General features: G+C 69.6%; 25 protein-coding genes, 4 tRNA genes and 1 pseudogene. 14 read left to right on the top strand and 16 right to left on the bottom strand.

The genetic code is table 11. The features are described from left to right. Positions 1 to 9: 9 nt before the first annotated feature. Positions 10 to 336: an SDR family oxidoreductase gene (locus ACGF5C_RS23410; RefSeq protein ID WP_393304784.1), complete on the top strand. Its 327-nt coding sequence runs from the start codon at positions 10 to 12 to the stop codon at positions 334 to 336. Positions 337 to 351: 15 nt separating this feature from the next. On the opposite strand, the gene ACGF5C_RS23405 is transcribed toward ACGF5C_RS23410, so the two are convergent. Continuing rightward, a complete protein-coding gene (locus ACGF5C_RS23405; RefSeq protein WP_393304782.1) occupies positions 352 to 996 on the bottom strand; it encodes a TetR/AcrR family transcriptional regulator in 645 nt (214 codons plus the stop codon). Between the two features lie 95 nt (positions 997 to 1,091). On the opposite strand from ACGF5C_RS23405, the gene ACGF5C_RS23400 reads away from it, so the two are divergent. After that, complete coding sequence (locus tag ACGF5C_RS23400; RefSeq protein WP_393304781.1) at positions 1,092 to 1,481, top strand: DoxX family protein; 390 nt, start codon at positions 1,092 to 1,094, stop codon at positions 1,479 to 1,481. Here the strand turns inward: ACGF5C_RS23400 and ACGF5C_RS23395 are convergent. From ACGF5C_RS23395 to ACGF5C_RS23375, 5 genes are all read right to left on the bottom strand, one after another. Next, positions 1,451 to 1,969, bottom strand: coding sequence for a DinB family protein (locus ACGF5C_RS23395; protein ID WP_393304779.1), 519 nt, complete (start codon positions 1,967 to 1,969; stop codon positions 1,451 to 1,453). The genes ACGF5C_RS23400 and ACGF5C_RS23395 overlap by 31 nt on opposite strands. Positions 1,970 to 2,043: 74 nt before the next feature. After that, positions 2,044 to 2,958 carry a hypothetical protein gene (locus ACGF5C_RS23390; RefSeq protein ID WP_393304777.1) on the bottom strand — a complete coding sequence of 305 codons (915 nt, stop codon included), beginning with the start codon at positions 2,956 to 2,958 and terminating at the stop codon, positions 2,044 to 2,046. Positions 2,959 to 3,035: 77 nt separating this feature from the next. Beyond that, positions 3,036 to 3,401, bottom strand: a complete 366-nt coding sequence (locus tag ACGF5C_RS23385) for a PadR family transcriptional regulator (RefSeq protein ID WP_393304775.1) — start codon at positions 3,399 to 3,401, stop codon at positions 3,036 to 3,038. Positions 3,402 to 3,742: 341 nt separating this feature from the next. Further along, positions 3,743 to 3,815, bottom strand: a tRNA-Arg gene (locus ACGF5C_RS23380). A 36-nt stretch (positions 3,816 to 3,851) separates the two neighbouring features. Then, positions 3,852 to 3,942, bottom strand: a tRNA-Ser gene (locus ACGF5C_RS23375). Positions 3,943 to 4,112: 170 nt separating this feature from the next. On the opposite strand from ACGF5C_RS23375, the gene ACGF5C_RS23370 reads away from it, so the two are divergent. Next, complete coding sequence (locus ACGF5C_RS23370) at positions 4,113 to 5,603, top strand: hypothetical protein (protein ID WP_393304773.1); 1,491 nt, start codon at positions 4,113 to 4,115, stop codon at positions 5,601 to 5,603. 160 nt (positions 5,604 to 5,763) lie between these two features. Here ACGF5C_RS23370 and ACGF5C_RS23365 read toward each other — a convergent pair whose 3' ends face one another. Then, entirely contained in the window at positions 5,764 to 6,534 is a 771-nt protein-coding gene (locus ACGF5C_RS23365) for a CPBP family intramembrane glutamic endopeptidase (protein ID WP_393304771.1), read from the bottom strand. A gap of 143 nt (positions 6,535 to 6,677) precedes the next feature. Here ACGF5C_RS23365 and ACGF5C_RS23360 point away from each other — a divergent pair, with 143 nt between their 5' ends. After that, the gene (locus tag ACGF5C_RS23360; protein WP_393304769.1) at positions 6,678 to 7,796 is read left to right on the top strand and encodes a globin domain-containing protein; all 1,119 of its coding nucleotides are present in this window, start codon (positions 6,678 to 6,680) and stop codon (positions 7,794 to 7,796) included. A 213-nt stretch (positions 7,797 to 8,009) separates the two neighbouring features. Here ACGF5C_RS23360 and ACGF5C_RS23355 read toward each other — a convergent pair whose 3' ends face one another. Then, a complete protein-coding gene (locus tag ACGF5C_RS23355; RefSeq protein WP_393304768.1) occupies positions 8,010 to 9,527 on the bottom strand; it encodes a peptide deformylase in 1,518 nt (505 codons plus the stop codon). A 282-nt stretch (positions 9,528 to 9,809) separates the two neighbouring features. Between ACGF5C_RS23355 and ACGF5C_RS23350 the strand changes: the two genes are divergently transcribed. Beyond that, positions 9,810 to 10,589, top strand: coding sequence for an IucA/IucC family C-terminal-domain containing protein (locus ACGF5C_RS23350; RefSeq protein ID WP_393304864.1), 780 nt, complete (start codon positions 9,810 to 9,812; stop codon positions 10,587 to 10,589). 22 nt (positions 10,590 to 10,611) lie between these two features. On the opposite strand, the gene ACGF5C_RS23345 is transcribed toward ACGF5C_RS23350, so the two are convergent. Beyond that, positions 10,612 to 12,432 (bottom strand): hypothetical protein, encoded by a 1,821-nt coding sequence (locus ACGF5C_RS23345; protein ID WP_393304766.1) that lies wholly within the window; start codon positions 12,430 to 12,432, stop codon positions 10,612 to 10,614. A gap of 211 nt (positions 12,433 to 12,643) precedes the next feature. Here ACGF5C_RS23345 and ACGF5C_RS23340 point away from each other — a divergent pair, with 211 nt between their 5' ends. Next, a complete protein-coding gene (locus tag ACGF5C_RS23340) occupies positions 12,644 to 13,354 on the top strand; it encodes a class I SAM-dependent methyltransferase (protein WP_393304764.1) in 711 nt (236 codons plus the stop codon). Between the two features lie 139 nt (positions 13,355 to 13,493). On the opposite strand, the gene ACGF5C_RS23335 is transcribed toward ACGF5C_RS23340, so the two are convergent. After that, positions 13,494 to 14,027 carry a YbhB/YbcL family Raf kinase inhibitor-like protein gene (locus ACGF5C_RS23335; protein WP_393304762.1) on the bottom strand — a complete coding sequence of 178 codons (534 nt, stop codon included), beginning with the start codon at positions 14,025 to 14,027 and terminating at the stop codon, positions 13,494 to 13,496. A gap of 154 nt (positions 14,028 to 14,181) precedes the next feature. On the opposite strand from ACGF5C_RS23335, the gene ACGF5C_RS23330 reads away from it, so the two are divergent. Beyond that, complete coding sequence (locus ACGF5C_RS23330; RefSeq protein ID WP_393304760.1) at positions 14,182 to 14,889, top strand: hypothetical protein; 708 nt, start codon at positions 14,182 to 14,184, stop codon at positions 14,887 to 14,889. A gap of 145 nt (positions 14,890 to 15,034) precedes the next feature. Here the strand turns inward: ACGF5C_RS23330 and ACGF5C_RS23325 are convergent. Then, a tRNA-Ser gene (locus ACGF5C_RS23325) sits at positions 15,035 to 15,178 on the bottom strand. Between the two features lie 242 nt (positions 15,179 to 15,420). Between ACGF5C_RS23325 and ACGF5C_RS23320 the strand changes: the two genes are divergently transcribed. Beyond that, a complete protein-coding gene (locus ACGF5C_RS23320) occupies positions 15,421 to 16,650 on the top strand; it encodes a PIN-like domain-containing protein (protein WP_393304758.1) in 1,230 nt (409 codons plus the stop codon). A 372-nt stretch (positions 16,651 to 17,022) separates the two neighbouring features. On the opposite strand, the gene ACGF5C_RS23315 is transcribed toward ACGF5C_RS23320, so the two are convergent. Continuing rightward, positions 17,023 to 17,577 carry a protein phosphatase 2C domain-containing protein gene (locus ACGF5C_RS23315; RefSeq protein WP_393304756.1) on the bottom strand — a complete coding sequence of 185 codons (555 nt, stop codon included), beginning with the start codon at positions 17,575 to 17,577 and terminating at the stop codon, positions 17,023 to 17,025. A 6-nt stretch (positions 17,578 to 17,583) separates the two neighbouring features. Further along, positions 17,584 to 18,105: a hypothetical protein gene (locus tag ACGF5C_RS23310; RefSeq protein ID WP_393304872.1), complete on the bottom strand. Its 522-nt coding sequence runs from the start codon at positions 18,103 to 18,105 to the stop codon at positions 17,584 to 17,586. 17 nt (positions 18,106 to 18,122) lie between these two features. Here ACGF5C_RS23310 and ACGF5C_RS23305 point away from each other — a divergent pair. Then, a pseudogene (locus ACGF5C_RS23305) lies at positions 18,123 to 18,320 on the top strand (hypothetical protein); the annotation flags it as partial. Positions 18,321 to 18,478: 158 nt separating this feature from the next. Beyond that, positions 18,479 to 20,113 (top strand): P-loop ATPase, Sll1717 family, encoded by a 1,635-nt coding sequence (locus tag ACGF5C_RS23300; RefSeq protein WP_393304754.1) that lies wholly within the window; start codon positions 18,479 to 18,481, stop codon positions 20,111 to 20,113. 148 nt (positions 20,114 to 20,261) lie between these two features. Here ACGF5C_RS23300 and ACGF5C_RS23295 read toward each other — a convergent pair. Then, a tRNA-Ser gene (locus ACGF5C_RS23295) sits at positions 20,262 to 20,350 on the bottom strand. 97 nt (positions 20,351 to 20,447) lie between these two features. Between ACGF5C_RS23295 and ACGF5C_RS23290 the strand changes: the two genes are divergently transcribed. Both ACGF5C_RS23290 and ACGF5C_RS23285 read left to right on the top strand, forming a co-directional pair. Next, on the top strand, positions 20,448 to 20,987 hold the full coding sequence (locus tag ACGF5C_RS23290; RefSeq protein ID WP_393304752.1) for an AAA family ATPase: 540 nt from the start codon (positions 20,448 to 20,450) through the stop codon (positions 20,985 to 20,987). Between the two features lie 9 nt (positions 20,988 to 20,996). After that, the gene (locus ACGF5C_RS23285) at positions 20,997 to 21,974 is read left to right on the top strand and encodes an NAD(P)H-quinone oxidoreductase (protein ID WP_393304750.1); all 978 of its coding nucleotides are present in this window, start codon (positions 20,997 to 20,999) and stop codon (positions 21,972 to 21,974) included. A 108-nt stretch (positions 21,975 to 22,082) separates the two neighbouring features. On the opposite strand, the gene soxR is transcribed toward ACGF5C_RS23285, so the two are convergent. After that, positions 22,083 to 22,547, bottom strand: coding sequence for a redox-sensitive transcriptional activator SoxR (gene soxR, locus ACGF5C_RS23280; RefSeq protein ID WP_393304748.1), 465 nt, complete (start codon positions 22,545 to 22,547; stop codon positions 22,083 to 22,085). A gap of 46 nt (positions 22,548 to 22,593) precedes the next feature. On the opposite strand from soxR, the gene ACGF5C_RS23275 reads away from it, so the two are divergent. Together ACGF5C_RS23275 and ACGF5C_RS23270 are read left to right on the top strand one after the other, a co-directional pair. Continuing rightward, the gene (locus tag ACGF5C_RS23275) at positions 22,594 to 23,337 is read left to right on the top strand and encodes a transketolase (RefSeq protein WP_393304746.1); all 744 of its coding nucleotides are present in this window, start codon (positions 22,594 to 22,596) and stop codon (positions 23,335 to 23,337) included. Between the two features lie 2 nt (positions 23,338 to 23,339). Further along, on the top strand, positions 23,340 to 24,242 hold the full coding sequence (locus tag ACGF5C_RS23270; RefSeq protein WP_393304744.1) for a transketolase family protein: 903 nt from the start codon (positions 23,340 to 23,342) through the stop codon (positions 24,240 to 24,242). Positions 24,243 to 24,282: 40 nt separating this feature from the next. On the opposite strand, the gene ACGF5C_RS23265 is transcribed toward ACGF5C_RS23270, so the two are convergent. Next, on the bottom strand, positions 24,283 to 24,990 hold the full coding sequence (locus tag ACGF5C_RS23265) for a glycosyltransferase family 2 protein (RefSeq protein WP_393304862.1): 708 nt from the start codon (positions 24,988 to 24,990) through the stop codon (positions 24,283 to 24,285). Between the last annotated feature and the right edge of the window lie 28 nt (positions 24,991 to 25,018).

Raw genomic sequence — 25,018 nt, 5'->3', positions numbered from 1 at the left:
CTTGATCTGGTGACACGACGGGACGGCAGGCAGCTCCCGGTAGAACCCATCGCAGCGGGCTGTCAGGGGCGCTCGACGGACCGCGCCGCTAAAGATGTCAGGCGCTCGCGCGGGATCACAGTGAACGCCGCCGCTTCGGGGTTCGTGGACACTGATGCCAACGCCGGCTGGCTGCGCGGAAACCCTGAGGCCGAGGTGTACGCGGCCGGCCGGGCGGCGCTGGGGCGGGTCGGTCAGCCGGCGGACATCGCCGACGTGGTCGCCTTCCTCGCTTCCGACGATTCCCGCTGGATCACCGGTCAGCTGGTGGACGCCACGGGCGTGGCCGACCCCTGACCGACCGTTCGCTGGTCAGCGGCCGGGGCGGGTGGCGACCATGGCGTCGTGCAGCTCCTCGGAAGTGGGGACGGGGGGCAGTGCGGATGCGAAGCCCTCCGGATGGCAGGCGTCGAGCAGTAGCGCCACCAGGCGCCGCCACGCCCCCGGCGCCGACTGCCGGGTGGAGCGCAGCACGCCGGCGTTGGCCATCAGGAACAGCATGACGTCGGCGCCCGTCACGTCGGAGCGCAGCTGGCCCTCCTGCTGGGCGCGCCGGATCAGGGCATCCAGTGCGCCCAGCGCCCGGGACCGGGGTTCCTCCATGCCGGGCGAGTTGGGGAAACAGGCGGTGAAGCCTTCGGTCACCGCTCGGTCGGCGGCCTGCATCGCACACACCCGCTCGACGAAGTCGCGGAAGGCGGCCCCGGGGTCGGGTGCCCGAACGGCCTGCTCGGCGAGGTCGGCCAGCTCGTTCAGCCGATCGGTCAGTACCGCCTCGATCAGTGACTCCCGCTTCGGGAAGTGCCGGTAGAGGGTGGCGATGTTGACCTCGGCCCGCCGGGCCACGTCCTCGAGCGGTGCCTCCAGCCCGCGCTCGCCGAACACCGCACGGGCTGCCGCCACGACGCGTCCCCGGTTGAGTTCGGCGTCCCTCCGCAGCCCCTTACCAGATCTCATGACCCAATCCTACGAAGTGAAGGGTGCCCTGCGTTTCTGGTACGGTTGGCGTACCGCTTAACCGCAGGGTTCCCTTCGTTTCGTGGAGAGTTACGTTGAAGATCGTTCTCTGGGTCGCCCAGGGCCTCCTCGCCGTCCTGTTCGCCGGGGCGGGCGGCATGAAGGTCGTCATGGCCGAAGACTCGCTCGTCCCGTTGATGCCGTGGGTGGTCGACTTCTCTTCCGGAATGGTGAAGGTGATCGGCGTCCTGGAGGTGCTCGGCGCAGTCGGGCTGATCCTTCCCGCCCTCACCTTGATCGCGCCTGTGCTCACTCCGATCGCCGCCACCGGTCTCGCCGTTGTCATGCTCGGCGGCGGGATCGTGCACATCGGCCGGGGAGAATACCCCCACAGCCTCGGCAACCTGGTGGTGCTCGCGTTGGCGGTGTTGGTCGCCTGGGGCAGGTTCGGCCCCTACGCCCTCGCTGCCCGGAACTGGGGGTAGCCACCGGCCGGTAGGCGAGGTCCGGCCGCCGACACCCCACCTGGTGCCGGCCGGCAGGTCGGGCAGGTCGTGCCGTTGTGTTTGCGCGATGACGTGGACCAAGACGTGGTGCAACGTGACCGCTGCATCGCCCACCACGGCACGCGGCCGACCTCATTCAGCGCAAGGGCTGCAATGGTGGTGTCAGCGTGGGCGATCGCGCGACGGTACAGTCCGACGATCTCCTCGCGGGTCTCATCCGCGGTCGCCCACATGTCGGCATTGGTCTCCGCTCCGTCGCCGACGTACGGCAACTCCTGCTCGAACGGCCGACCGAACACGACGCCGAAGTAAAGGATCTCCATGGCCGCCGAGTGCTTCACCAGACCGAGCAAGTTGGTTGCGGTCCGGGTCAACGGACGCCGAATATCGTATTCGCTGAGCCCGTCGAGCTTCCACAGCAGCGCGTCACGGCCGCCCTCCAAGTAACTGTGCAGGTCTGCCTTCATCGCGGCACTCTGGCATCCGGTTGGATGTCGCGCTGCCCCGGACGATCCGCAGAGCTCATGATCGGCATGGACCGCTACTTGCCGCAGGTTGGGCAGCGGTCGTGAACGGAGATTGCCGGAATGCTAGCCGTCGCGCTGGAACGTGCGCGGATCGCGAGTGCCGCAGCCAGGGTCATCCCGCCCAGGACGAATATGGCGGCGGCGGTTCCGGTGATGACGCGGTAGTCGGCATATCCGGCGCCCACGACCGGGGCGACGTTCTCGGTCAGAGGGTCCAGAGCGAGCAGTCCGACCGGGGTGAGCAGGACAAGAAGAGCCCAGAGCCCTCGGGCGTCACCACGCAGAGACAGTACGGCCGCGGCGAGCATGGCGGTCAGCAAGAGGACCGCGCCGGTTTCCGGGAGGATTGCGGCCCCATAGCTGAACCGGTAGAACCAACTGCTTCGCCCGGACAGGGCTCCGACTGCGATGAGGGCCGCCGCCGGTGCGATTGCCAGGGGTATGAGGCGATGGTGCTGCGCCGTGTGGGATGGAATTGCCAGTGCCAGCAGGCCCAGCGTTGCCTGGGGAAGCAGAACGAACATGTACGGGCGGGGCAGGTCGGCCAGGGCGGCGACCGGCACCACGGCGACGGTGAGAAACAGTGCCAGCCCGATGGCACCGCGGACCCACAGGGCTGGGCCGAAGACATGAACGACGGCGGCCAGCAGCCAACTGGCCCAGACGACGATGCCGGTGGTAGCGAATGGCCCGAATGCTGGCGAGCCCCACGTATCCGAAGTGGTGACCACTTCGGCGGCGGCCCAGAAGCCAGCGAGAGCGGTCGCGGTGATGTAGCTGAGGAAAGCGGCGAGACGTACGCCGGGTATGAGGTCGGCAGCGCCGGCAACGCGGAGGCGCTCCCGGCCACCCCCAGCCAGCACGTCCACCACATCAAGGAATGACGGCCAGCGGCGGTCGGGTCCGGCCAGGTCGAGATACGTGCCCACGATTTCGGCACCCCGTGCCTGGCGGTAGCCGGCGGGGTAGGCCCGCAACAGTCGTCGGTATCGGCGTTCCAAGTCCCTCATGCCAGTCCTCCCACGGCGCGCGGGGCGATGGGCCGGGTGGCGCGCGTCGGGTTGCCCAGGCGGGCGGTCGCTGCCTCCACGTTGCGTCGCAGGCGTTCGGTCTCACCAGCGAGGGTGGCACGACCGGTGTCGGAGAGGCGGTAGTAGCGGCGCAGGCGGCCGTCGACGACCTCCTCCCGGTCGGTCTCAATGAGGCCCGCATCCACCAACCGGTCGAGCGCGCCGTACAAGGTGCCAGGCCGCATGGACAGCCGGCCCGCGGACAGGGCAGCCACCTCCCTGATGATCCCGTAGCCGTGCAGTGCCGGACCGGCGAGAGCGGTGAGTATCCAGAAGGTCGGTTCCCGCAGCGGCGTGTCCACTCCCGGAATATATCGACTACGAAGGCATAGAAGGGGCAAATCGTCAATCAGGGCCTAACCCAGCTGTTCTAGGTCGCCATGCCAACCACGTGCCGGTAGCGCTCCAAACGATCGCGTCCCGGTGAATGCCGCGGCCACTACATCGGTGCTCGCGTTGATCCCGTGATCATCTGCCCCGGGCTCTGATGGACCGGACCGGACGCCATGGAACCCACCGGACAGGGCAGGACGTAGGGGATGCTCGTCGGACGAGCAGCCACCGAGCAAGCCACGCGTTCACAGGGGGCAGACAAGCGAAGGGCCTGACCCGCGTGTCCGCAGGTCAGGCCCTTCCAAACTTGTGCGCCCGAAGGGACTCGAACCCCTAACCTTCTGATCCGTAGTCAGATGCTCTATCCATTGAGCTACGGGCGCTTGGTGCTTGGCCAGTCTACACAACCGGCTTTCGCGCGGAGACTCCGGGATTCGAACCCGGGAGGGGCTTTAAGACCCCAACCGCATTAGCAGTGCGGCGCCATAGACCAGACTAGGCGAAGTCTCCCTGGTGGCCCCTGCAGACCACCGCGCCCGAGGATACATGCCCGCAGCGATCGGGAGCAAAGCGACTTCCCCGTTACGACCGGCCGCCTGGCGGGCCGGAGCGCGTGGGGCCCGCCAGGTCTCGGGTATCCCGGCTGTGCGCGGGCGCGATCGGGACTAGGCTCCATCGCCATGCAGGAGCAGCCGCCGCGCGAGCCGGCCCGACGAGAGCCTGCTGAGGGGGCGCGGCGGCGCTCCCCGAAGCCGACCTTCACGCCGCCGCCCGCGCCACCGGAGCCGGCACCGCCCGCGCCCGCGCCGGCCCGGCAGGCGGAGGATGCCGAGGAGCGCCCCCGGCGGGTGAAGCCGGCCCCGGCGGTGCTCTTCCAGCCACCTGCGGACGATCCGCCGCTGCCTCGCCAGGCCGATCGTTCGGCCGGTCCGGCGTCCCGCGAGCACGCCGACCAGGCCGGGACGGTCGGGCGGAGTGACGTCCCACACACGGGCGGCACGGATCCCGTGACCACCGGAGCCACCCGTCAGGGGGCACCGACCGACGTCTCTGCCACGACGGCGGGGACGAACGGTCCGGGCGAGGAAACGCCGGCGGGGCCGGTGGCGGCACAGGCGCCGGACGCGTCGGGCGAGGGATCGCCCGCGCCGGCCGCCGCGGATCGAACGCGCCGCGCCACCCCCGCCAGCAAGAATCCCGCGAAGAAGGCCGCCGCCGGGCCCCCGGTCGAGGAAGCCGCCGCAACGCGGGCCACCACCCCCGTGCGGAAGGCCGCCGCAGGCACCGCCACCCCGGCCAACAAGACCGGGGCCAAGAAGACCGCCAAGAAGACCCCCGCGAGGAAGACGGCCGCCACGAAGACCCCGCCGGCCGAGCAGCCGCGAGAGGCCGTCGACCTGCCGCCGGCCGCGACAGCGGACACGACCGCCGCGACGAAGGTCACACCCGCTCGGAAGGCGACGACCGCGAGGAAGGCCGCACCTGCGCGCACCGCAGCCGACGCGGGGCCGGCGAGCACCCCGTCGGACCGTACGCCGGAACCGGCCCTGCGGAAGATCACCTCGCGGGTGCTCGGCCATCCCGGGTTCGCTCCGGAGCTGCTGGCCCTGGCCGCCGTCCAGGTGCTCGGCCCGCGGGCCCGTGACTGGGCGCAGGGGCTGCGCGACGCGTACCCCGATGCGGGTGCCGACGGGCTGGCCCGGCTCGCGACCCGGCGGTTCGTCCGGCAGGCCGGGGCGGGCGGGGCGACGGCCGCGCTGGCGGGGGTGTTCGCGCCGCTGGCCGAGTTGGCGGCGGTGCTGTGGACCCAGGCCAACCTGGTGCTGCACCTGGCCGCGGCGTACGGCCGGGACCCGGCCCATCCGGACCGGGCGGTGGAGCTGCTGGTGCTGACTCGCGTGCACCCGGATGCCGGGAGCGCGGCGGCGGCGCTGGCGGCGGCCCGCGCGGCGGACGGGCCCGGTGAGGCGCCGTGGTCGCGGGCGGCGGAGGCGGCGTGGCGGCTGGCCGCGCCGCTCGCCGCCCAGGCCGGTGGCTGGCTGGCGCTGCGGGCGGCGTCCCGGCTGCTGCCGGGCGCGGCGGTGCTCGCGGCAGCGGCCGGCGACGCGGCGGGGGCCGAGCGGCTCGCCGCCCGCGCGATCACCGCCTACCGGCGTACAGCGGTCGGCTGAGCCCGCGCGACCAACGCCTACCGGCGCACAGCGGCCGGCTGAGCCGACGACGGCCGGTCGGGTGCCGGCGGAAGGGCGGAAGCCGGCGGGCAGGCGGCGGGCAGGCGGCGGCGCGGACCGGCTCACAGCCAGCGGACCGGCTTACAGCCAGCGGACCGGCTCACAGCCAGTCGAACCACTCCCTCGGCAGCAGGGCGTAGCCGACGAAGGCGAACACGTCGAGCAGGGTGTGCGCGACGACCAGCGGCATGACCCGGCGGGTGCGCAGGTAGAACAGGCTGAACACGACGCCCATCACCACGTTGCCCACGAAGGCGCCGAAGCCCTGGTAGAGGTGGTACGAGCCGCGCAGCAGGGCGCTCGTCGCGATGACGGCACCGAGCCGCCACTGGAGCTGACGCAGCCGGGTGACCAGGTAGCCGACCACGATCACCTCCTCCAGCACCGAGTTCTGCACGGCGGCCAGGACCAGCACCGGCACCGTCCACCAGAGTTCGGGCAGCGCGGCCGGCACCAGCGTGGCGTTGACGCCGAGCTGGGCCGCCACCCAGAACAGCGCCAGGCCGGGCAGGCCGATCAGCGCGGCCAGGCCGGCGCCCCGGGCCAGGTCCTGGCCGGGCCGCCGGGCGTCCATGCCGAGCGTCCGCGCCGGGTCGCCGGGGTCCCGCGCCAGCAGGTGTACGGCGAGCAGCACCGGCAGCAGCGCGAACCCGATCCCGAGCAACTGGTACGTGAGGTCCAGCCACGGCCGGGGCGACACCGAGGTGTTGAGGGCGGCGGTCTGCTTCGACAGCGGCCCGTCGGCGGCCAGCTTCGCGACGATCGACACCGTCGCGTAGACGGCGGACTGGCCGAGGGACAGGCCGAGCACCAGCAGCGTCTCGGTGCCGAGCATCCGGCGGGTCGCCGGGCGGTCCAGCTCAACGGTCACCGCACCACTGTGCCCGACGACGACGGTCGGCGGCAGCGCCGAACCAACCTCACGAGCCGATCGCACATTCTGTGCGACCGGTCGACACGCTCCGTGGACATTCTATGGGTGCCCGATCCGCCGTCAGGAGAAGGAGCGCGCCCGTGGACGACTTCGCACGGCTGCTGAAGGAGAGCTGGACCCTGGTCGAGGAGCACCGGGAGCGGCTGGGCGGTCACTTCTACGCCCGGCTCTTCCTCCTCGATCCCGAGCTGCGGAAGCTCTTCCCGGTCCAGATGGCCGGGCAGGGCGACCGGATCCTGGAGGCGATCGTCACCGCCAGCCAGACGGTCGGCGACCCGGAGAGCTTCGACGAGTACCTGCGCTCGCTGGGCCGGGACCACCGGAAGTACCACGTCGAGGCGGCGCACTACGAGACCATGGGCGTCGCGCTGCTGGACGCGCTGCGCAGCACCGCCGGCGACGGCTGGAACCTGGAGTACGACCAGGCGTGGCGGGACGCGTACGCGGCGATCTCGGAGAAGATGCTCGCCGGAGCGGCGGCCGACGACAACCCGCCGTTCTGGCACGCGGAGGTGCTGACCCACGAGCGGTACGGCACGGACACGGCGGTGCTCACCTGCCGGGCGTTGCAGCACCCGCTGCGCTGGAGGGCCGGCCAGTACGTGAGCGTCGAGGTACCCCGTCACCAGCCCCGGGTGTGGCGCACCTACTCGATCGCGAACGCCCCGAACGACGACAACGTGCTGGAGTTCCACGTCCGTACGCCGACCGGCGCCGGCTGGGTCTCGGGGGCGCTGGTCCGCCGGGTTAAGCCGGGTGACCTGCTCCGGGTGGCGGCGCCGATGGGGTCGATGACGCTGGACCGCTCCTCCGAGCGGGACGTCCTCTGCGTGGCCGGCGGCGTCGGGCTCGCCCCGGTGAAGGCGCTCGTGGAGGAACTGGCCAGCTACAACCGGACCCGGTGGGTGCACGTCTTCTACGGCGCCCGCACGGAGGCGGACCTGTACGGCCTGGCCGGGCTCCGGGAGTTGGTGGCGGCGCACCCGTGGCTGTCGGTGACCCCGGCGTGCAGCGAGGACCCGGACTTCGACGGCGAGCTGGGCGACATCTCCGACGTGGCCAGCCGGTACGGGCCGTGGACGGCGCACGACTGCTACGTCTCGGGTTCCGCCCGGATGGTCCGGGCCACCCTGCGCGTCCTCGCCGAGGACGACGTCCCGCCGCAGAACACCCGCTACGACACCTTCGGCGGCCTCTAGAAGCGTTCCTCCCCCCAACCGGGGCGCGTGCCCCTGCCCCCTGGGGCACGCGCCCCGGTCCCCGACGGGCGGACCGGCACCGCCCCGCCCGACCACGTCCGCCCGGCCGTCCTTCCCACCCGGGCGGACGTGGTCGCGCACCCGGGGAGCCGACGGCACGCCACCACGGCACGAAGGCACGGCGGTGGGAGGGCCACGACGCGCGGGTGGGCGTCAGTAGCGCCAGGGGTGGCCGGTCTCTCGGTACTCCTCGACGGGCACCAGCGGCACGCCCGGCGCCATCCGGTCCACGTAGAGTCGCCCCTCCAGGTGGTCGATCTCGTGCGCGACGAGCCGGGCCATGCCGAACTCGAACGAGGTGATGATCCGGCTGCCGTCGTACTGGGCGTGCTCTACGTCGATCCGCAGTGGCCGGGGCACCAGACCACGATGATCGAAAAAGGAGAGGCAGCCCTCGTACTGCTCGTCGGTGTCCGGGGAGGTGTCGACCACCCGGGGGTTGAGCAGCACGACCGGCTCGGCCGACCGGTCGGGGGGTCGGACCACCGCTGCGGCGCGGCCGAGGTCGAGCTGCGGGGCGGCGATGCCCACGCCCTTGCTGAACGGGTGCAGCTCGTCGAGCCGGACCAGGGCCGCGCAGAGGCGGCCGACCACGTCCCGGGCCGCCTGCTCCTCGCGGGGCAGGTCGAACGGGCGCGCCGGCTGGCGGAGCAGGTCGGTGCCGCGCTGCACGATGCCGATGCCGCGCATCCGGTCGCTGGGCCGGACCCGCCCGGCCTCCTCCGGCTCGGCGTCGGGCCGGCCGCGGAACCGCCACTGCAACCGGTAGCGCGCGTTGAGCGGCGGATCGTCGGTCGCCCAGTCGAAGATCACCCGGTCGGCGTCGTCGCGGCGGGTCACCGGCGTGCGCAGCGGGCCCTCCTCCGCCGAGAGCGAGGTCTCCGCGCCCCAGACCTGCGGGTCGAGGGCAGCCGGGAGGTCCAGGCGTACGGCCATCTGCCGGGTGGGCAGCCGGACGGCCCGCTGGAACCAGGGGCCCCACTTGTCGTGCCCGACGCAGTACGCGTACTCGATGATGGCGCGGTCGCCGGGGTAGAGCGGGAAGCGCCGGTCGGCGTTCTCGAAGAGCAGCCAGATCTCCTTGAAGGCGTCCCGGTCGTGCTTGGCCCGCCAGTGCATCGCCTCCTGCTCGCCCGCGTCCTCCCGGACGGCCCGCAGCCGCAGCTCGGCGAAGGTGAGCGGATGCTCCCGGTGGTGCCGGTTGGACCGCCCCGGGTCGTTCGGGTAGCGGTCGACGGCGACCCGCACCAGGTAGCGGGTGATCGGCTCGGTGCCGGCGTTGTAGAGCTCCCGCCGGATGACGCAGCGGTACGCGTCGCCGAGGTGGGTGAGCGTGGCGAGTTCCCGCTCGACGATGAGCCCGGTGCCGGGCGGCATCCACTGCCCGGGGACGGGCGGCTCCCGGAGGGCCCGTTCGGCGCGGGCGTGGCGCAGCTCGTCGTACTCCCTGAAGCGCTGCCAGATCGCGCCGCTGGCTTCCAGCACGGCCTCGGCGCGGCGCGCGAAGTCCTCGGTGGGGCGGTGCCGCCGCCCCTCGACGTGGCTGACGTACGACGGGTCGAACCCCATCAGGGTGGCGAGCTGCTTCTTGGACAGCCCCCGCCCCGTGCGGTGCCGGGCGAGCTCGGCAGCGAAGGAGTCGGCAGCCCGATCGAGCGGTGAGGTCGTCATCAGCTTCCTCGTGGCCGGGAGTATCAGTTTCACGTTCTGTGGCCACGCGCACACGGGAAGTGCCGCCTTCTTGACACGAACCTTGACATCGACCGATGTTCTCGATACTGCGCACCGGTGTTTCCCGCCCCGACCCCCGGGTAGTACGCCGCACGCGGCGGAGTGATCCGCACCTCCCGATCCGGCGTAGGTGAGGCTTCCCTTAGCCCGCGAGCTGTGGTTAGGCTAGCCTTAGCTCAGCGACGGGCGCTTCGAACGGGGGATGAGTCGATGACAGCGGTGATGCCTGGGCGTCAGGTCGCCGCCGCGCCGCTGGCCCCGGTCACCGCCGCCCTGCGGGCCATGTTCGGCACCGACGACGTTCCCGGCCTCGCGCCCGGCCTGCTGGTCGCCGACGAGTTCGGCTGGGGCCGGGCCAGCGCCCTGGTCGACGGCACCCGCCTGCCGGAGTTCCTGCACTCGGCCACCCTGCGCTTGGGCGGCACCCCGCACGCCTGCGCCGCGCTGGCCTGGAAGTTCTACAGCTACTGGACGGCGCTGCCCGTGGTGCTCGGCTGGGCCTCCGCCCGCCGGGTGCCGCTGCTCGACCCGGCCGACGTGCTGATCCACTTCGAGGACCACCGCCCGCTGCTCACCCTTGGCCTGCGCCGCTCGACCACGGTCGCGGTGCTGCCGGGCGACCCGCTGGCGCTCTCCGGGCTGCCCGAGGTGCGGGTCGTCGCCGACGAGGCCGAACTGCTCCGGGCGCTCCGCGCCTCGCTGCTCGACGCCCACCTGGCCCCGATGATCGCCGCGATCCGGGCCGAGGTCCGGATCGGCGCGCGCACCCTGCTCGGGTCGGTGGCCTCCGGCATCGCCCACGGCATCCTCCGGGCCGCCGACGGCCTGCCCGGCTCCTCGGTCGAGACGATCGAGACCCTGCTCGGCGCGCTGGACCTCGCCGACCTGGTGGAACTGGTACCCGGGCCGACGGGCGAGCCGACCGTGCAGCGCCGCACCTGCTGCCTGGCCTTCACCCTCCCCAAGCCCAAGATCTGCCAGGGCTGCTGCGTCCGCCCGTAGCGCCCGACCCCCCGGTCCCGCCTCAATCGGTGAGCGTACGGACGTCCCAGAGCCAGATCCCCCCGGTGTACGTGGGGCGGATGCCGGTCAGCTCGGTCATCCCCCGGCGCAGCGCGTCGGCGTGCCGGTGCGGGCCGAGGACCACAGCGCCCGCCCGCCAATACCGCAGGTCCCCGACCGCGTCGACCCGCGCCTGCGGGGTGATCGGCGGCACCGCGCCGGTGAGCCGGATCTCGGCGAAGAACTCGCTGGTCGGCCGGGGCGGGGCGGAGAACAGCGCGACCCGGTCCCGCCCGGGGCGGGTGTCCGGGCCGAGAAAGTAGCCGCGGGCGATGGGCATGTCCAGCCCGGTCCGCGCCGACCAGCGCAGCGGGTCGGCGTAGTGGGTGTCGGGCAGGGGCAGCGTCACGATGCTCCGCCCGCCGGCCGCGTACGGCCGCCAGGCGCCGGAGGTGACGAAGGCGGGGACGGGGTCGAGCCGGGTGGTGGGCAGCGGGGTGGGCAGGATCGGCAGCAGCGCCATGGCGAGCACCGTGGCGGTGGCGAAGCGGATCTGCGGTCGGGCCCGCGGATGCCGGGCGGCCAGGACGCGCACGTGCTCCGCCCCGTAGGCGAGCAGCACCCCGACGATCGGGGTGATCGCCAGCGCCCACCGGGTCGGCACCACCGAGTGCAGGATCGGCAGGCCCTCCAGCGCCGCCCACGGGCCGGGCACCCCGGTCCCCCTCCCGTTGAGCTGGATCTCCCGCCCCAGGGAGAGCAGGCCGAAGAGCAGCGTGAGGGCGGCCAGCCCGCGCACCACGACGTGCCGGCGCAGCCACCAGAGCAGGGCGACGACGAGCACGACCAGCGGCCAGCCGAAGAAGGCGTTCTCCTCGGTCGGGTTCTTCGCCAGCCCCTGCGCCGTGCGCGCGTCACCGGCGAGGGACTCCCGGGAGTACGCCACGAACGAGGCGAGGTCCGTGGAGTAGCCGCGGATCAGCCACGACAGTCCGTGGTAGGCCCCGGGCCCGAAGAACTGGACGTACAGCGGGTACGCCAGCAGGACGAGCGCCACCACGGCGGCCGCGCCCAGCCCGGCGAGGAAGGGCCGGGTCCGGCGGCGCAGTTCGGGCCGGCCGAGGACGAGCGCCCCGACGACCACGCCCAGCCCGATCGCGGTCATCAGCAGCACTTCGAGGTTGATGAAGGCCTGCCAGACGATCGCGAGCGCGAGCAGCACCCCGTTGCGCAGCCAGCGCCCCGGCTCGGCGAGTCGCAGCGTGCGCCAGATGATCAGGGGCACGACGAACTGCGAGACGATGTTGGGGTGCGCGTTCGCGTGCGAGACCATCGCCGGGGCGTACGCGCAGAACGCCGCGCCGAGCCAGGCCGGCCCCCGGGAGCCGACGACCACCCGGGAGAGCAGGAGGTACCAGGCCGTCGCCGTGGCGATCATGCCCAATGTGAGGAACAGCAGAAACGACGCCCGCGTGCCGAACAGCAGCGTGACGGGCGTCATTGGGATAGACACGGATAATACGGACGTATTTGCCATCAGATTGACGCTGTCCGGCACGTTCATCCGGTCCGACGTGAACGGGTAAACGAAATCGGTCACCACCCGCGCGCCGTGCGCCATCATCCACTCGAACTGGGACTGGTCCGTACGGTTGTCCCGGATGCCGTGGGACGGGCGCAGCCACAGCCGCGCGGTCACCCAGAAGCCGAGCAGGACGAAGCTCGCCACGGCGGCGAGGTCCGTCCACCACCCCTTCCAGGGGCGTACGCCCCGGTCGGACCCGCTTTCCGGCGCTCCGCGTCCCGGCGTGCCGGCGGGGAGGCCCGATTCAGGAGTAGTCATAACGATTCGTAGAGTAGTCAGGCTATGGCACCGCCGTGACATGTTTCGGGGTACTGGCGTACCATGTGCCGGGTTCGCCGACCGCCGATCACGCGCCCACCCCCCGACCGCAATTCGGCCACCCAGGTGCCCCGATTCTTCTGCCGTCAGCGCGGATGATTCACTCTGTCGGTCCAGGCGCGGGTCGAGTCATATCGTGAGGAATCGACGCATGGCAGAAATCACTGGGGATCAGCGCGTGCAGTCCGAGGTCCTGGAAGGCCTCGCAACCGCGGTCAACCACCGTCGCTGGTTTGTCGAGCTGGCCGTGCCGCACCTCGGTGACAACCCGATCGAGATCGGCAGCGGGCTCGGCGACTACGCTCTGGAGTGGGCGGAGCGGCTGCCCCGGTTCACCGCCACCGAGGCCGACCCGGACCGGCTCGTCTCCCTGAAGGAGCGGCTGGCCGACCAGCCGAACATCGAGGTCCGCCAGATGCTGCTGCCGCACTCGGAGCGGGGCGACTACAGCGCGGCCGTGTCGTACAACGTGCTGGAACACATCGAGGATCACGTGGGCGCGCTGCGCAGCATGCGCGACCTGGTGCGGCCGGGCGGCAACATCATCATCATCGTGCCGGCGTTCCAGTTCGCGATGAGCCCGGCGGACATCGCCACCGGCCACGTGCGCCGCTACACCAAGAAGACCCTGGCCGACGCGATGACCGCCGCCGGCCTGACGGTGGAGAAGATCCACTACGCGAACGCGCTCGGCCTGATCGGCTACTTCATGGCGACCAAGGTCTTCCGGCTGATGCCGAAGGAGGGCCCGATGGTCAAGGTCTACGACACCCTCGTGCTCCCCGCCACCAAGGCGGCGGAGCAGCGCGTCCGCCCCCCGTTCGGCCAGTCCGTCTTCGCCGTCGCCCGCGTCCCCGCCTGACCCCTCTCCTTTCCCCCTCCCCTCCTTCCCCTCTCTCCGCCCCGCGATCTTGCACTTGTCGCCCCGGCGCAAGGGGCGAAAGCCGCGAAACAAGGGCCGCAAGTGCAAGATCGCGGGGCAGGGAGGAGATGGAGAGGGGTTACTGCTTGACTTGGTAGGTGGGGCGGATTACGGCGCGGGCCAGAGTGTGGAAGGCCAGGTTGAAGCCGACCGCGGCGGGGGTCGCGTCGGGGGTGACGTCGAGGCGCTCCACGTCGAGGGCGTGCACCGCGAAGACGTAGCGGTGCGGGCGGTCACCGGCCGGCGGCGCGGCACCGCCGTAGCCCTGGTCGCCGTAGTCGTTGCGGACCGTGAACGCGCCGCCGAGATCCTCCGCGCCCGCGCCTCTGGGCAACTCGGTGACGCTCGCCGGCAGGTTGACCAGCACCCAGTGCCAGAACCCGCTGCCCGTCGGGGCGTCCGGGTCGAGGCAGGTCACCACGAAGCCCCTGGTCTCGGCCGGGAAGCCGGACCAGGCGAGCTGCGGCGAGACGTTCCCGCCCCCGACGCTGCCGTGGGCGTACGCGGTGTCCATCGGCTCGCCGTTCTGCACGTCGTCGCTCGTCAGGGTGAACGACGACACGGTCGGCAGCAGCTCGTACGGGTCCGGGGCGATCGGTCGTTCCAGGGTCATCTGGACAGGTCCTTCCGGTGAGCGCGGTTGTCCTCCGCACCCTTCATACCCCGCCGACGCCCGCGATCGAACCGGAGGCGCCCGGCGTCCCCGTACGAGCCGACTTCGACCCGAGCCGACACGTCACGTGCGCCGTGGGCAAGAATGCCTCCCCATGGGCCTTGATCTCTACGTCGGACCGCTGACCCGCTACCACCTGAACGACTGGCTGACCATCACACAGCAGATCGGCGCACAGGACGGATACGACGTGCGGATCATCCGGGCGCAGGAGGACGAGGACCACGAAGCCGACCCGGACGTGGTCCAGAACGCCGTACGGGAGTGGCAACAGTGGCTCGGGGAGGCGCTCGGCGGTCCCGTGGACTGGCCGGAGGGCACGACCCAGCCGTACTGGACCGACAAGCCCGACTGGGACGGTTTCGGCGCCGTCCTGCTGCTCGCCGCGTACGACGAGCGCCCGGACCTGTGTCCGAGCCCCTGGGACAAGGAAGACAGCCCGCGTGAGTTCGCCGACGCTCCCGCGTACCAGGCGGCCTCGGCGCAGCCCGAGCGCTACCACACGCTGCTGTCGGGGGTGGAGTGGTGGTTGCCGCTCACCGAGGATCCGCTCGTGATCGAGGCGTCCCGGCCGACGGGCCAGCCGACCCGGATGGGTTCGGTCGATCGGCTGGTCGCCGAGCTGCGCCTGCTGGACGAACGCGCCGGTCTCCTCGCCGGGCACGACCCGGCCGAGCTTCGGCGCGGGCTGTTCACCGACAACCCGACGCTGGTGGAGTTCGCACGATTCGGCCTCGCCGTGATGCTCGACCTCGCCGAGACCGCGATCGAGCACCGTCAGCCGCTTCTTCTGGACTACTGACGTCGCCGTAAGGGCTGGGCGGGTCGGCTCGGGCACAACCAGTGAGCCGGAGCGGTAGTCGCGGAAATCGAACGGGACCCCCGAATCGGCGCCACAACGCCCCTTGACCAGCGCGAACGCTGGCCAAGGGGAGTTGTGCTGTTCCTGGGCGGAGGGTGTGGGATTCGAACCCACGAAGGACATCGCTGCCCTTACCGGTTTTCAAGACCGACCGCTGCAAGCCTTCGACCTGCCTAAACGCGGAACCGCGGGCAGTCCATGCCGCGCATTTGCCGCCGCGCGCCCTCAGGGTTCCTTGCCGACTGCTCGCGCCACTGGCCGCCGTCGGCCCACAAGAGCCCGTTGAGGATGAGCCCGTTCGGCAGGTATTCGGCACAGGAGCGAACTGATGAACGGCTCGATGAGTGCGCGGGAGGAGATAGCCAAAGGTTCGGGGGCAACGAGGATGTCCATCACCCTCTACGCTGGGACGCGTGTTGGGGCCGAGTACCGCGCGACCCGCACGCGTAAGAGCAACCAGAGGGAGTAAGGGTGACAAAAAGCTTCAGCGCAGCCTTCACACATTTCCTTACTCCTTCCGAGGAGACAATCCGGGTAGCTCTAACAAGCGGGTTTGTCGTCCTGGACACTAACGTACTGCTTTCTGCATACCGGTTCGCTCCAAAAGCTCGCGAAGAGTTGCTATCCACGCTCCACACACTTGGCAACCGAGTGTGGGTGCCTCATCAGGTGGGATTGGAATTCCACCGAAACAGGCTCGAAGTGATGGCGGAGCGGCGTGCAACCTATGACGCTGTCCTCAACTCCATCGACTCCCACAAGCAAACCGCTCAGGCAGACCTAGAGGGCAAGATTAGAAACCTTTCTAATCAGGCGGCGCTGACGGAGAAGGAGCGAGACCGACTTCTAATTCAGCTTGAGCAGGTATTTAGCTCGCTGCAGAAGTCTGTTAAGCGGTTGAGCAACGACCATGCTCCAGCCGACATCGAGAGCGAAGACCCTATCCTTGCAAGGCTTCAGGCGATTATCGGCAACCGCGTCGGCGACGAGTTTGACGAGCAGAGCCGCGCCGATGCGCTGACTGAAGCAGAGCGTAGGGCTAAGGAGAAGATACCGCCGGGCTTTAAGGATGCCGGCAAGCCTAATGGAGGATACGGCGACTATTTCGTTTGGCGGCAGACCCTGGAAGAGACGAAACGGCGGTCCGTCGCCCACTTGGTATTTGTTACTGGTGACCGGAAGGAGGATTGGTACCTCAAAGTTAAAGGAAAGATCGTCGCCGCCCAGCCCGAATTGGCGGAGGAGGTGCATCGATGGTGCGGTGCTCAGTTAGTACTCATGAGCACCCAAACACTCTTGTTCCATGCAACGCAATACCTCAATGCCAACGTGAGTAGTGAGACGATTCGTCAGGCCGGGGAGCTGCCAACAACACATTCCCCTCAAGAGGAACGGCTCGAGCTGGCAATCCGGCAACGCGAGCTTCGCGTGAGCCTCGATTACGCTGCCCGCGAAATGGATAGCGCCCACGATGAGACGGCGCGCCTTGACGTTATGTTCGAAGACATCGATATGGCCCTCAAGCAAACCGAGAGCCAATCAGAGAGAGACCAGCTGCTCCTTAAAAAGGGCGCGCTAGATGTTAGACGACGCATGAGCAAAGAGCGGCTCCAGGAGGTGGCGCAGCACCGGGCCGAAATCGAGCATGCGTATCACGAAACGCTGTGGGCGCTGAGAAACCTTGATCGACAGCGGGGATAGGCCTTTCCGGGATCAGGCGCGCCGCGACATCGCACAGCAGCTCGGCGGACTACTCTTGGGGCGACCCGCCGCGTAGGCCGGGGGAGGCCGGCAACGGGCAGCCTTGCATCCGACTTCATCGGAGGTCTGCTAGGTAGACGATGGTGGCGTCATCGCTCTGCTTGTTGCGTGGCCACCTGAGTCCGACGGGATCGGATGCTTCGAGTTGACGCACTCGACGTAGGATCTCGCTCGGCCCATGCTCTTCCAGCAGTTTCAACATGTCCTTCCAACCAGCCTCGTTAAACATTCGGACGAGGCGTGCTGCGCCATCGGTTAAGACTACGGACCGGTCGACACTGCTGACTGGCACCTTGTCGATAAGGGCATGGTCTACGGCCGTGGGGTCGGCGGCGGCGACCCAGAACCCCCTGGCGCATTCCGTGCAGCCAACTCGGCATGCTTCATTCGGACAAGCGCCTCGGCCTTTTCTGCGGACCCGATGGGATATGCGTCTGCTGCCCGGCGCTCTGGCTGTGCGCTCTTGTCTACCCGGTCATCGGTAATGACACTCAGGGTCGAATCGGAGGCAAGGATGATACCCACGTCTCCGAGCACCAGATATTCAAGGTAGCTTTGGGCGCGGCGGAGCACTGCCACAGCGGCCGATGGGGTGCCGGGGCTATTTAGATCGCACTCTCGATGCTGGTTAGCGACATTCTCAATGGCTGCGGCTAGTGCCGCCGGGAGTGCTATTGAAGCGTCGCTAGCTTGCGCAGACAGCGATGCGCCAAGTTGGGCTGCATACCACGAAACGCCGTGGATGCAGCCCGTATCGGTGCGCGCTGTAGCACCGTCGAGCACTACGACCAGGTTCGGCGAGGCCGAAAACCAGTCCTCGTTGAGTTTGTCTGCCTTAGATGGTTCGGACGCTGCAAGGATGCGCATTCTTACTCAGCTTTCGTGCCGGTAGATTGGTGTTACGCGCTCGCAAGCAAGGATCTTCCTTGGATCATTGGAGTCGTACTCACAGCGAATGATGGTTGAAAACCGACGGTTCTTCAATTCTTTGTATAGCTGAGCAAGGTTGTCGGCGACGAACTGTGCAGCGCCAAGCGTTCCTTGTGCGTGAGTGCCGGCAAGATAGAGGAACGATCCTTTGCCGTCGGGGCGCGGCAAACGGCCAATGTAACCGTAGTCCGCTGAATGGCCATCGTCTCGGGGTGACCGATACTCCGTCTCACCATCCATGAGGTACCAGCCGCGCTCGTCCGACGCAAAGCGAAGGTGTGGGTCGGCCTCCATTACCTGTCCGACAAACGGCAATAGGCGTGGTGAGGTGAGGACGATGAGATTCGGGCGGTTTAGATGCACAAACCCCGGCGGTGGGACTACTTCATAGCTTGCATCCAAACCTACGCTCCTGGCCAGTTCTGCTAGGGCGTTGTAGGCCGCGAAACTTTCAGCCGAGAGCACGTCTCCAGGGTCGTGACGACCTGCTTCGGCACGCTGCGGTGTCGCTCTGGCTCAATGCCGGCGTTCCGGCTACCCAAGTCGCCGAATGGGCAGGGCACAGCGTGCACGTGCTGTTGAAGGTCTACGCCTCGTGCATCGACGGCCAAGATGAGGCGGCACGTAAGCGCATCGAGCAGGCGCTGGGCGAACCTCCGAACACGCACTCTGAGCGGTGACACAGATGCAGCACTGTCGGTTTGCCGACAATGGCGCAGATCATGCGCTCAAGCCCAGACCACCACCCCGCAGGCCCCGCCCTTTGCATGCGCATTCATCGCAAAAGACCGGCCTGACCTGATTTCGCAATCGCTGACTCTGGGCTAGCCTCACCCAGGTGGCGGCAAGCATGGTCGATAAGCAGCGCGTCCTCCAGGAACTCACCTTGGGCAGCCGGATCGCGGAAGAGGAGGCTGGAGAACTTGCTTCATACTTCGTAGAAACCGAACAGTGGCGGCGCGTCTGGCTCGGTGACGTAGATGTTGTTTACGGGCCAAAAGGCTCGGGTAAGAGCGCTATCTACTCGACCTTGGTTGCCCGGGAGAACGAACTATTCGATCGCGGCATCCTCATCGCACCGGCCGTGAAGCCTCGCGGCTCGGGCGCGTTCGAAGGAATGACCGATGATCCACCCACGAGCGAGGCCGAATTCGTCGGCCTCTGGAAGATCTATTTTCTCCTGCTGATCGCGGAGAAAATCGAGGATTTTGGCATGGACAGCGACGCAACGCGTCAGCTGATTCAGATCCTCACAGACGCCAAGCTTCGGCCACCGGGAAGGAGGACTCTCAAGTCCGTTCTCACATCCGCACGCAACTACGTGCGCCGCATATTTAGCGTGCATGAGATCGAACCATCCCTCCAATTAGATCCCACTGGCGGTTTCTCGATCTCGGGAAGAATTCAATTCAGCGAGCCAACGCCCGAGGAACGCGCAAAGGGCGCTGTTCAGGTAGATGACCTGTTCGAGCTCGCAGACGAGATCTGGGCTGGCGCTGACTACCAAGTCTGGCTGTTGCTCGATAGGCTCGATGTTGCCTTCGAGGGTTCGTCGGCCCTAGAGTCGAATGCATTGCGGGCACTTTTCCGTGTGTACCTCGACGTGTTGCCGTACGAGAACCTCAGGCTGAAGATCTTCCTTAGAACGGACATCTGGCGGACCATCACTGCAAACGGTTTTCGCGAGGCAAGCCACATCACTCGAGACCTCACCCTCGCATGGGACAGACCGTCTCTGCTACGCCTCGTTGTGCAGCGCCTGATCAAGAACCAGAACATTCAGGATTTTTACGATGCATCGCAGAACGATGTACTAAGCAGCAATATCGGACAACAGGACTTCTTCGACCGCGTATATCCACGACAGGTTGAAAGCGGCCCGAATCAGAGCCAGACGTTTGACTGGTGCATGCGGCGAACTCAAGATGGAACCGGCCAGACCGCCCCGCGTGAGCTGATTCACCTGGTTACTGCGGCTCGTGACGCTCAGTTGCGATTCCTGGACCTTGGCATTCCGCCGCCGGCTGGTCAAGCCCTCTTCACGCCGCAAGCATTGAAGGATGCCCTACCCGAGGTGTCCGAGGCTCGCCTGACGCGAACGATGTACGCGGAATTCGCTGAATTGAAGACGTTCATGGAAGCCCTCAGGGGCGGCAAGACAAACCACAACTCAGCCAGTCTGTCGGCCGCATGGGGACTGCCCCTGGAAAGTGCACGAGAGACAGCGGAGCGCCTTGCTGAAATTGGATTCTTCGAGCGTCGCAAGAGCGAGACAGGAGGCAACCTCTTCTGGGTTCCGTTCCTCTACCGGCCCGCGCTAGAACTTGTTCAGGGGTCGGCAGACGGCGTAGTGCCCCCGTTCCGCGAGGATGGTGCGATGAAGTGGCCAGAGAACGACGACGACCTGTTCGGGGACTTCTTCGAGGAAGACGTGCCCGGCGAGGCCTTGCCGAAGTCTCCTACCGCGCCGTAGGTGGCCAACTGTCGTTGCCGCCCATTTGCCGCGACCAGTGAGACTGGACCGCCCTCGGCGAGACGAAGTGAGACCGACTCGCTACTCAACGACACGGCCCCCTGACCGGCGTTTGCGCTGGTCAGGGGGCGTTTCTGCTGTTCACCGGCGGAGGGTGTGGGATTCGAACCCACGAAGGACATCGCTGCCCTTACCGGTTTTCAAGACCAGCGCCATCGGCCACTAGGCGAACCCTCCCGGGCCGCGCCCCGCAGGGGTACGCGACCGTGCCTAGTCTGCCACGGCGACGCACCGGGCGAGCGGGCACGGCACCCGCGTTGAGATGATCGGCCGCATGTGGGAGACCCCGTCCGTCGTGCTGATCACCGGCATCATGGCCGCCGGCAAGTCCACTGTGGCCGAGGCGCTGGCCGGGCGGCTGCCCCGCGCGGTGCACCTGCGCGGCGACGTCTTCCGGCGGATGGTGGTCAGCGGGCGGGCGGAGATGACCGCCGAGCCGTCCGAGGAGGCGTGGCGGCAGTTGCGGCTGCGCTACGACCTCGCGGCGTCGGCGGCGGACCGCTACGCCGCCGCGGGCTTCACCGTGGTGCTCCAGGACGTGGTCCTCGGCCCGGACCTGCCGGACATGGTCGACCGCATCCGGCACCGCCCGCTGGCGGTCGTCGTGCTCGCGCCGAGCCCCGAGGTCGTCGCCGCCCGCGAGGACGCCCGGGAGAAGACCGGGTACGGCGACTGGCCGGTCGCCGACCTGGACGCGGGGTTCCGCGCGGAGACGCCCCGCATCGGGCTCTGGCTGGACACCTCCGCGCAGACCCCGGCGCAGACGGTGGACGAGATCCTGGCCCGGGCGTGGACCGACGGGCGGGTGGGGTAGACACAGGGCATGCGCGCGATGACGATCCCGGAGCCCGGCGGACCCGACGCACTGGTCTGGAGCGAGGTGCCCGATCCCGAGCCCGGCCCCGGCGAGGTGGTCGTCGACGTGCGGGCCACCGCCGTGAACCGGGCGGACCTGCTGCAACGGCAGGGGCACTACCCGCCGCCGCCGGGCGCGCCCGCGTACCCCGGGCTGGAGTGCTCCGGGGTGATCAGCGCGACCGGGCCCGACGTGGCCGGCTGGGAGGTCGGCCAGGAGGTCTGCGCGCTGCTGGCCGGCGGCGGGTACGCGGAGCGCGTCGCCGTGCCGGCCGGGCAGTTGCTGCCGGTGCCGGCGGGGGTCGACCTGGTCGACGCGGCGGCGCTGCCCGAGGTGGCCTGCACGGTCTGGTCGAACGTCGTGCAGTTGGCCCGGCTCGCGAAGGGCGAGACGCTGCTGCTGCACGGCGGCGGCAGCGGGATCGGCACCTTCGCGATCCAGCTCGGGGTCGCGCTCGGCGCCACGGTGGTGGTGACCGCCCGGGCGGCCAAGCACGAGCGGCTGCGCGAGCTGGGCGCGACGCACACGATCGACTACCGCGAGCAGGATTTCGTCGAGGAGGTCCGGCGGGTCACGGACGGCCGGGGCGCCGACGTCATCCTCGACATCATGGGCGCCTCCTACCTGCCCCGGAACGTGGCGGCGCTGGCCACCGACGGCCGGCTGGTGGTCATCGGCATGCAGGGCGGCCGCAAGGGCGAGTTGGATCTCGGCGCGCTGCTGGCCAAGCGGGGCACGGTCGCGGCCACCGCGCTGCGGTCCCGGCCGCCGGCGCAGAAGGCGGAGATCGTCCGGGGCGTCCGCCAACAGGTCTGGCCGCTGGTCGAGGCGGGCGCGGTCAGGCCGATAGTGGACCGCCGGCTGCCGATCACCGAGGCGGCGCAGGCGCACCGGCTGGTCGAGTCGAGCGACCACGTCGGCAAGGTGCTGCTCACCACCGGCTGACGCGTCGACCGGGCCGGCGCAGGGATCACGAGCTGGCGGCCCGCCGGCCGGTGCCGCACCGGCCGCCGCGCCCGCCACCGTCCGCCACCGTCGGTCGGCGGGTCGCCGTCAGACGGCCGGCGCCGGGTCGGCGGCTGGGCGGGGGAGCATCAGGCGGGCCCCCGAGCCTTCTCCAGAGAGCGAGTCGTCCGGGTTGTAGAGCGTGCAGCGCCGCAGCGACAGGCAGCCGCAGCCGATGCAGCCGTCGAGGTCGTCGCGCAGCTTGGTCATCAGCCGGATCTTCTCGGTCAGGCGCTCCCGCCAGGCCGCGGAGAGCCGCGCCCAGTCCTCCGCGCTGGGGGTACGGGAGGCCGGCAGGGAGTCCAGCGCCTCCCGGATCTCCTCGAGCGAGATGCCGACCTGCTGGGAGATCCGGATGAACGCCACCCGGCGCAGCTCGGTGCGGGCGTACCGGCGCTGGTTGCCGCCCGTCCGCTCGGCCCGGATCAGCCCGAGCCGCTCGTAGTAGCGCAGCGCCGAGGGGGCCACGCCGCTGCGGGTGGAGAGCTGGCCGATGGTCAGTGACTCGTGCATCACGTCGCCTTGAGTTGAAGCGGACTTCAACTTGCAGGCTAGCGGCATGACCACGATGACCGCCAACGCGGGTCGGGTGGCGACCGCCCCACCGCCGGACGACCCGACCGCGCCACCCCTGCCCGGGCCCGTCGCCCCGCTGTACGAGCGGGTCCGCGCGGGCCGGGAGTTCGGCGCGAACGTCCGTTCCACGGTCGACGTGCTCTGGGTGCTCTACGACCGGATCCTGCGGATCACCCCGGAGACCGTCGACGCGCCGGAGCGGGACCGGTTCCTGCTCTCCAAGGGGCACGCCGTCGCCGGCTACTACGCCGTGCTCGCCGCGAAGGGCTTCGTCCCCGCCGACTGGCTGGACGACCAGGGCGGCCCGGGGAGCCGGCTCGGCGACCACCCCGACCGGATGCTGGTGCCCGGGGTGGAGATCGGCTCCGGCTCCCTCGGCCACGGGCTCGGGCTCGGCGTGGGCACCGCGCTCGGGCTGCGCGCCCAGGGCCTGCTCACGCCCCGGGTCTTCGTGCTGCTCGGTGACGCGGAGCTGGACGAGGGCTCCAACCACGAGGCGATCGCGTACGCGGGCGCGACCGGGTTGGGCAATCTGACCGCGATCGTGATCGACAACGGCTCCGCCACGCACGGCTGGCCGGGCGGCGCCGCGGCCCGGTTCACCGTCAACGGCTGGACCGCCGCCACCGTCGACGGGCGCGACCACGACGCCCTGCACACCGCCCTGACCGGGCAGGACAACCACCGGCCGCACGTCGTCGTCGCGGTCGTCGACCAGGGGGAGTGACCGTGCGGGACCGTTTCGTCGACACCACCACCGCGCTTCTCGCGGACGATCCGCGTACGGCGCTGGTGCTGGCGGACATCTCCGCCGCCGCGTTCGCCCCGGCCACGCGGCGGCACCCGGACCGGGTCCTCAACGTCGGGATCCGCGAGCAGTTGATGGTGGGCGTGGCCGGCGGGCTGGCGCTGACCGGGCTGCGGCCGATCGCGCACAGTTACGCCCCGTTCCTGGTCGAGCGCGCGTACGAGCAGCTCAAGTTGGACCTCGACCACCAGGGTGTGGGCGCGGTGCTGGTCAGCGTCGGCGCGTCGTACGACCGGGCGGCTGCCGGGCGCACCCACCTCTCGCCAGCGGACGTCTCGTTGATCGACACCCTGCACGGCTGGACCGTGCACGTCCCCGGCCACCCCGACGAGGTGCCGGCGCTGCTGCGGGACGCGGTGGCCGCCGACGGCTCGGCGTACCTGCGGCTCTCCACCGAGCACAACGACCGGCCGTACGGCGGCGACGGCGCGCTGCGCGTGCTCCGGGACGCGGGGCCGGGCGCCCCGCTGCTGGTCGCGGTCGGCCCGGTGCTGGACGCGTCGCTCGCCGCGGCGGCCGATCTGGGCGTCACGGTGGCGTACACCCACCGGCCCCGGCCGTTCGACACCGCGGGGCTACGGGCGCTGGCCGGCACGGAGGTGATCCTGGTCGAGCCCTACCTGGCCGGGACGTCGGCGCGGGTGGTGTCGGCGGCGCTGGCCGACCGGCCGCACCGGCTGCTGGCGCTCGGCGTCGGGCGCGAGGAGCTGCGCCGCTACGGGTCGGCCGAGGACCACACCCGGTGGCACGGGCTGGACGCCGCCGGGCTGCGCCGCTCGGTCGGCGGGTTCCTGGAGTCGGCGCTGGCGCCGGCCGGCCGCTGAGTCCGCGGCGACCCGCCGCGGGGCAGGTCTCGGCGGCGGGTCAGCGGGTCGGGGCGCCGAGGGGGCGGCGGCGGGTGCGCTCGCGGCCGAGGATCCACAGCGCCTCGACGCCGTCCTTCCACGTGATCTTCTTGCCCTCCTCGCGGCCCCGCGCCCGGTAGCTGATCGGCACCTCGTAGGGGCGGATCCGGCGGCGCAACAGCTTGCCGGTCACCTCCGCCTCCATACCGAAGCCGCGCGAGCGGACGTCGAGCGAACGGTAGAGCTCGACCGGCATCAGCTTGAAGCAGGTCTCCAGGTCACCGATGTAGGAGTTGAACAGCACGTTGGCAGCCATCGTGACGCCCTTGTTGCCCATCACGTACCAGAAGCTGTAGGCGCTGTGGCTACCGAAGGTGCGATTGCCGTAGACGACCGTGGCCCGCCCGTCGAGCACCGGATCGAGCAGCTTGGGAATGTCCTGCGGGTCGTATTCCAGGTCGGCGTCGAGGATGACCATGAAGTCGCCCTCCGCGTTGTCGACCGCCGTCTTGATGGCCGCACCCTTACCGGCGTTGCGCTGGTGGGTGATGACCCGCAGACGCGCGTCGTCGGCCCGGCCGAGGATCTCACCGGTGCCGTCCCGGCTGCCGTCGTCAACCACGACCAGCTCGATCTCGCACGGGTAGTCAACCGCCAACGCCTGCTTGAGAGCATCCGCGATGCGTTCTTCCTCGTTGTAGACCGGCATGAGGATCGAGAGCTTCACGGGAATCTCCACGGTGGCGACAATACGT

The sequence above is a fragment of the Micromonospora sp. NPDC047620 genome (assembly GCF_043205005.1).
Classification (GTDB): domain Bacteria; phylum Actinomycetota; class Actinomycetes; order Mycobacteriales; family Micromonosporaceae; genus Micromonospora.
This window is presented reverse-complemented; position numbering and strand designations above follow the sequence as displayed.

Bases quoted from the DNA above. Each gene is read 5' to 3' on its own strand.
- ACGF5C_RS23355 (WP_393304768.1), bottom strand. From the start codon at position 9,527: ATGACGACCTCACCGCTCGATCGGGCTGCCGACTCCTTCGCTGCCGAG.
- ACGF5C_RS23285 (WP_393304750.1), top strand. From the start codon at position 20,997: ATGCGCGCGATGACGATCCCGGAGCCCGGCGGACCCGACGCACTGGTC.
- ACGF5C_RS23340 (WP_393304764.1), top strand. From the start codon at position 12,644: ATGGCAGAAATCACTGGGGATCAGCGCGTGCAGTCCGAGGTCCTGGAA.
- ACGF5C_RS23275 (WP_393304746.1), top strand. From the start codon at position 22,594: ATGACCACGATGACCGCCAACGCGGGTCGGGTGGCGACCGCCCCACCG.
- ACGF5C_RS23330 (WP_393304760.1), top strand. From the start codon at position 14,182: ATGGGCCTTGATCTCTACGTCGGACCGCTGACCCGCTACCACCTGAAC.
- ACGF5C_RS23345 (WP_393304766.1), bottom strand. From the start codon at position 12,432: ATGACTACTCCTGAATCGGGCCTCCCCGCCGGCACGCCGGGACGCGGA.
- ACGF5C_RS23315 (WP_393304756.1), bottom strand. From the start codon at position 17,577: ATGCGCATCCTTGCAGCGTCCGAACCATCTAAGGCAGACAAACTCAAC.
- ACGF5C_RS23370 (WP_393304773.1), top strand. From the start codon at position 4,113: ATGCAGGAGCAGCCGCCGCGCGAGCCGGCCCGACGAGAGCCTGCTGAG.
- ACGF5C_RS23350 (WP_393304864.1), top strand. From the start codon at position 9,810: ATGCCTGGGCGTCAGGTCGCCGCCGCGCCGCTGGCCCCGGTCACCGCC.
- ACGF5C_RS23335 (WP_393304762.1), bottom strand. From the start codon at position 14,027: ATGACCCTGGAACGACCGATCGCCCCGGACCCGTACGAGCTGCTGCCG.
- ACGF5C_RS23405 (WP_393304782.1), bottom strand. From the start codon at position 996: ATGAGATCTGGTAAGGGGCTGCGGAGGGACGCCGAACTCAACCGGGGA.
- ACGF5C_RS23290 (WP_393304752.1), top strand. From the start codon at position 20,448: ATGTGGGAGACCCCGTCCGTCGTGCTGATCACCGGCATCATGGCCGCC.
- soxR (WP_393304748.1), bottom strand. From the start codon at position 22,547: ATGCACGAGTCACTGACCATCGGCCAGCTCTCCACCCGCAGCGGCGTG.
- ACGF5C_RS23395 (WP_393304779.1), bottom strand. From the start codon at position 1,969: ATGAAGGCAGACCTGCACAGTTACTTGGAGGGCGGCCGTGACGCGCTG.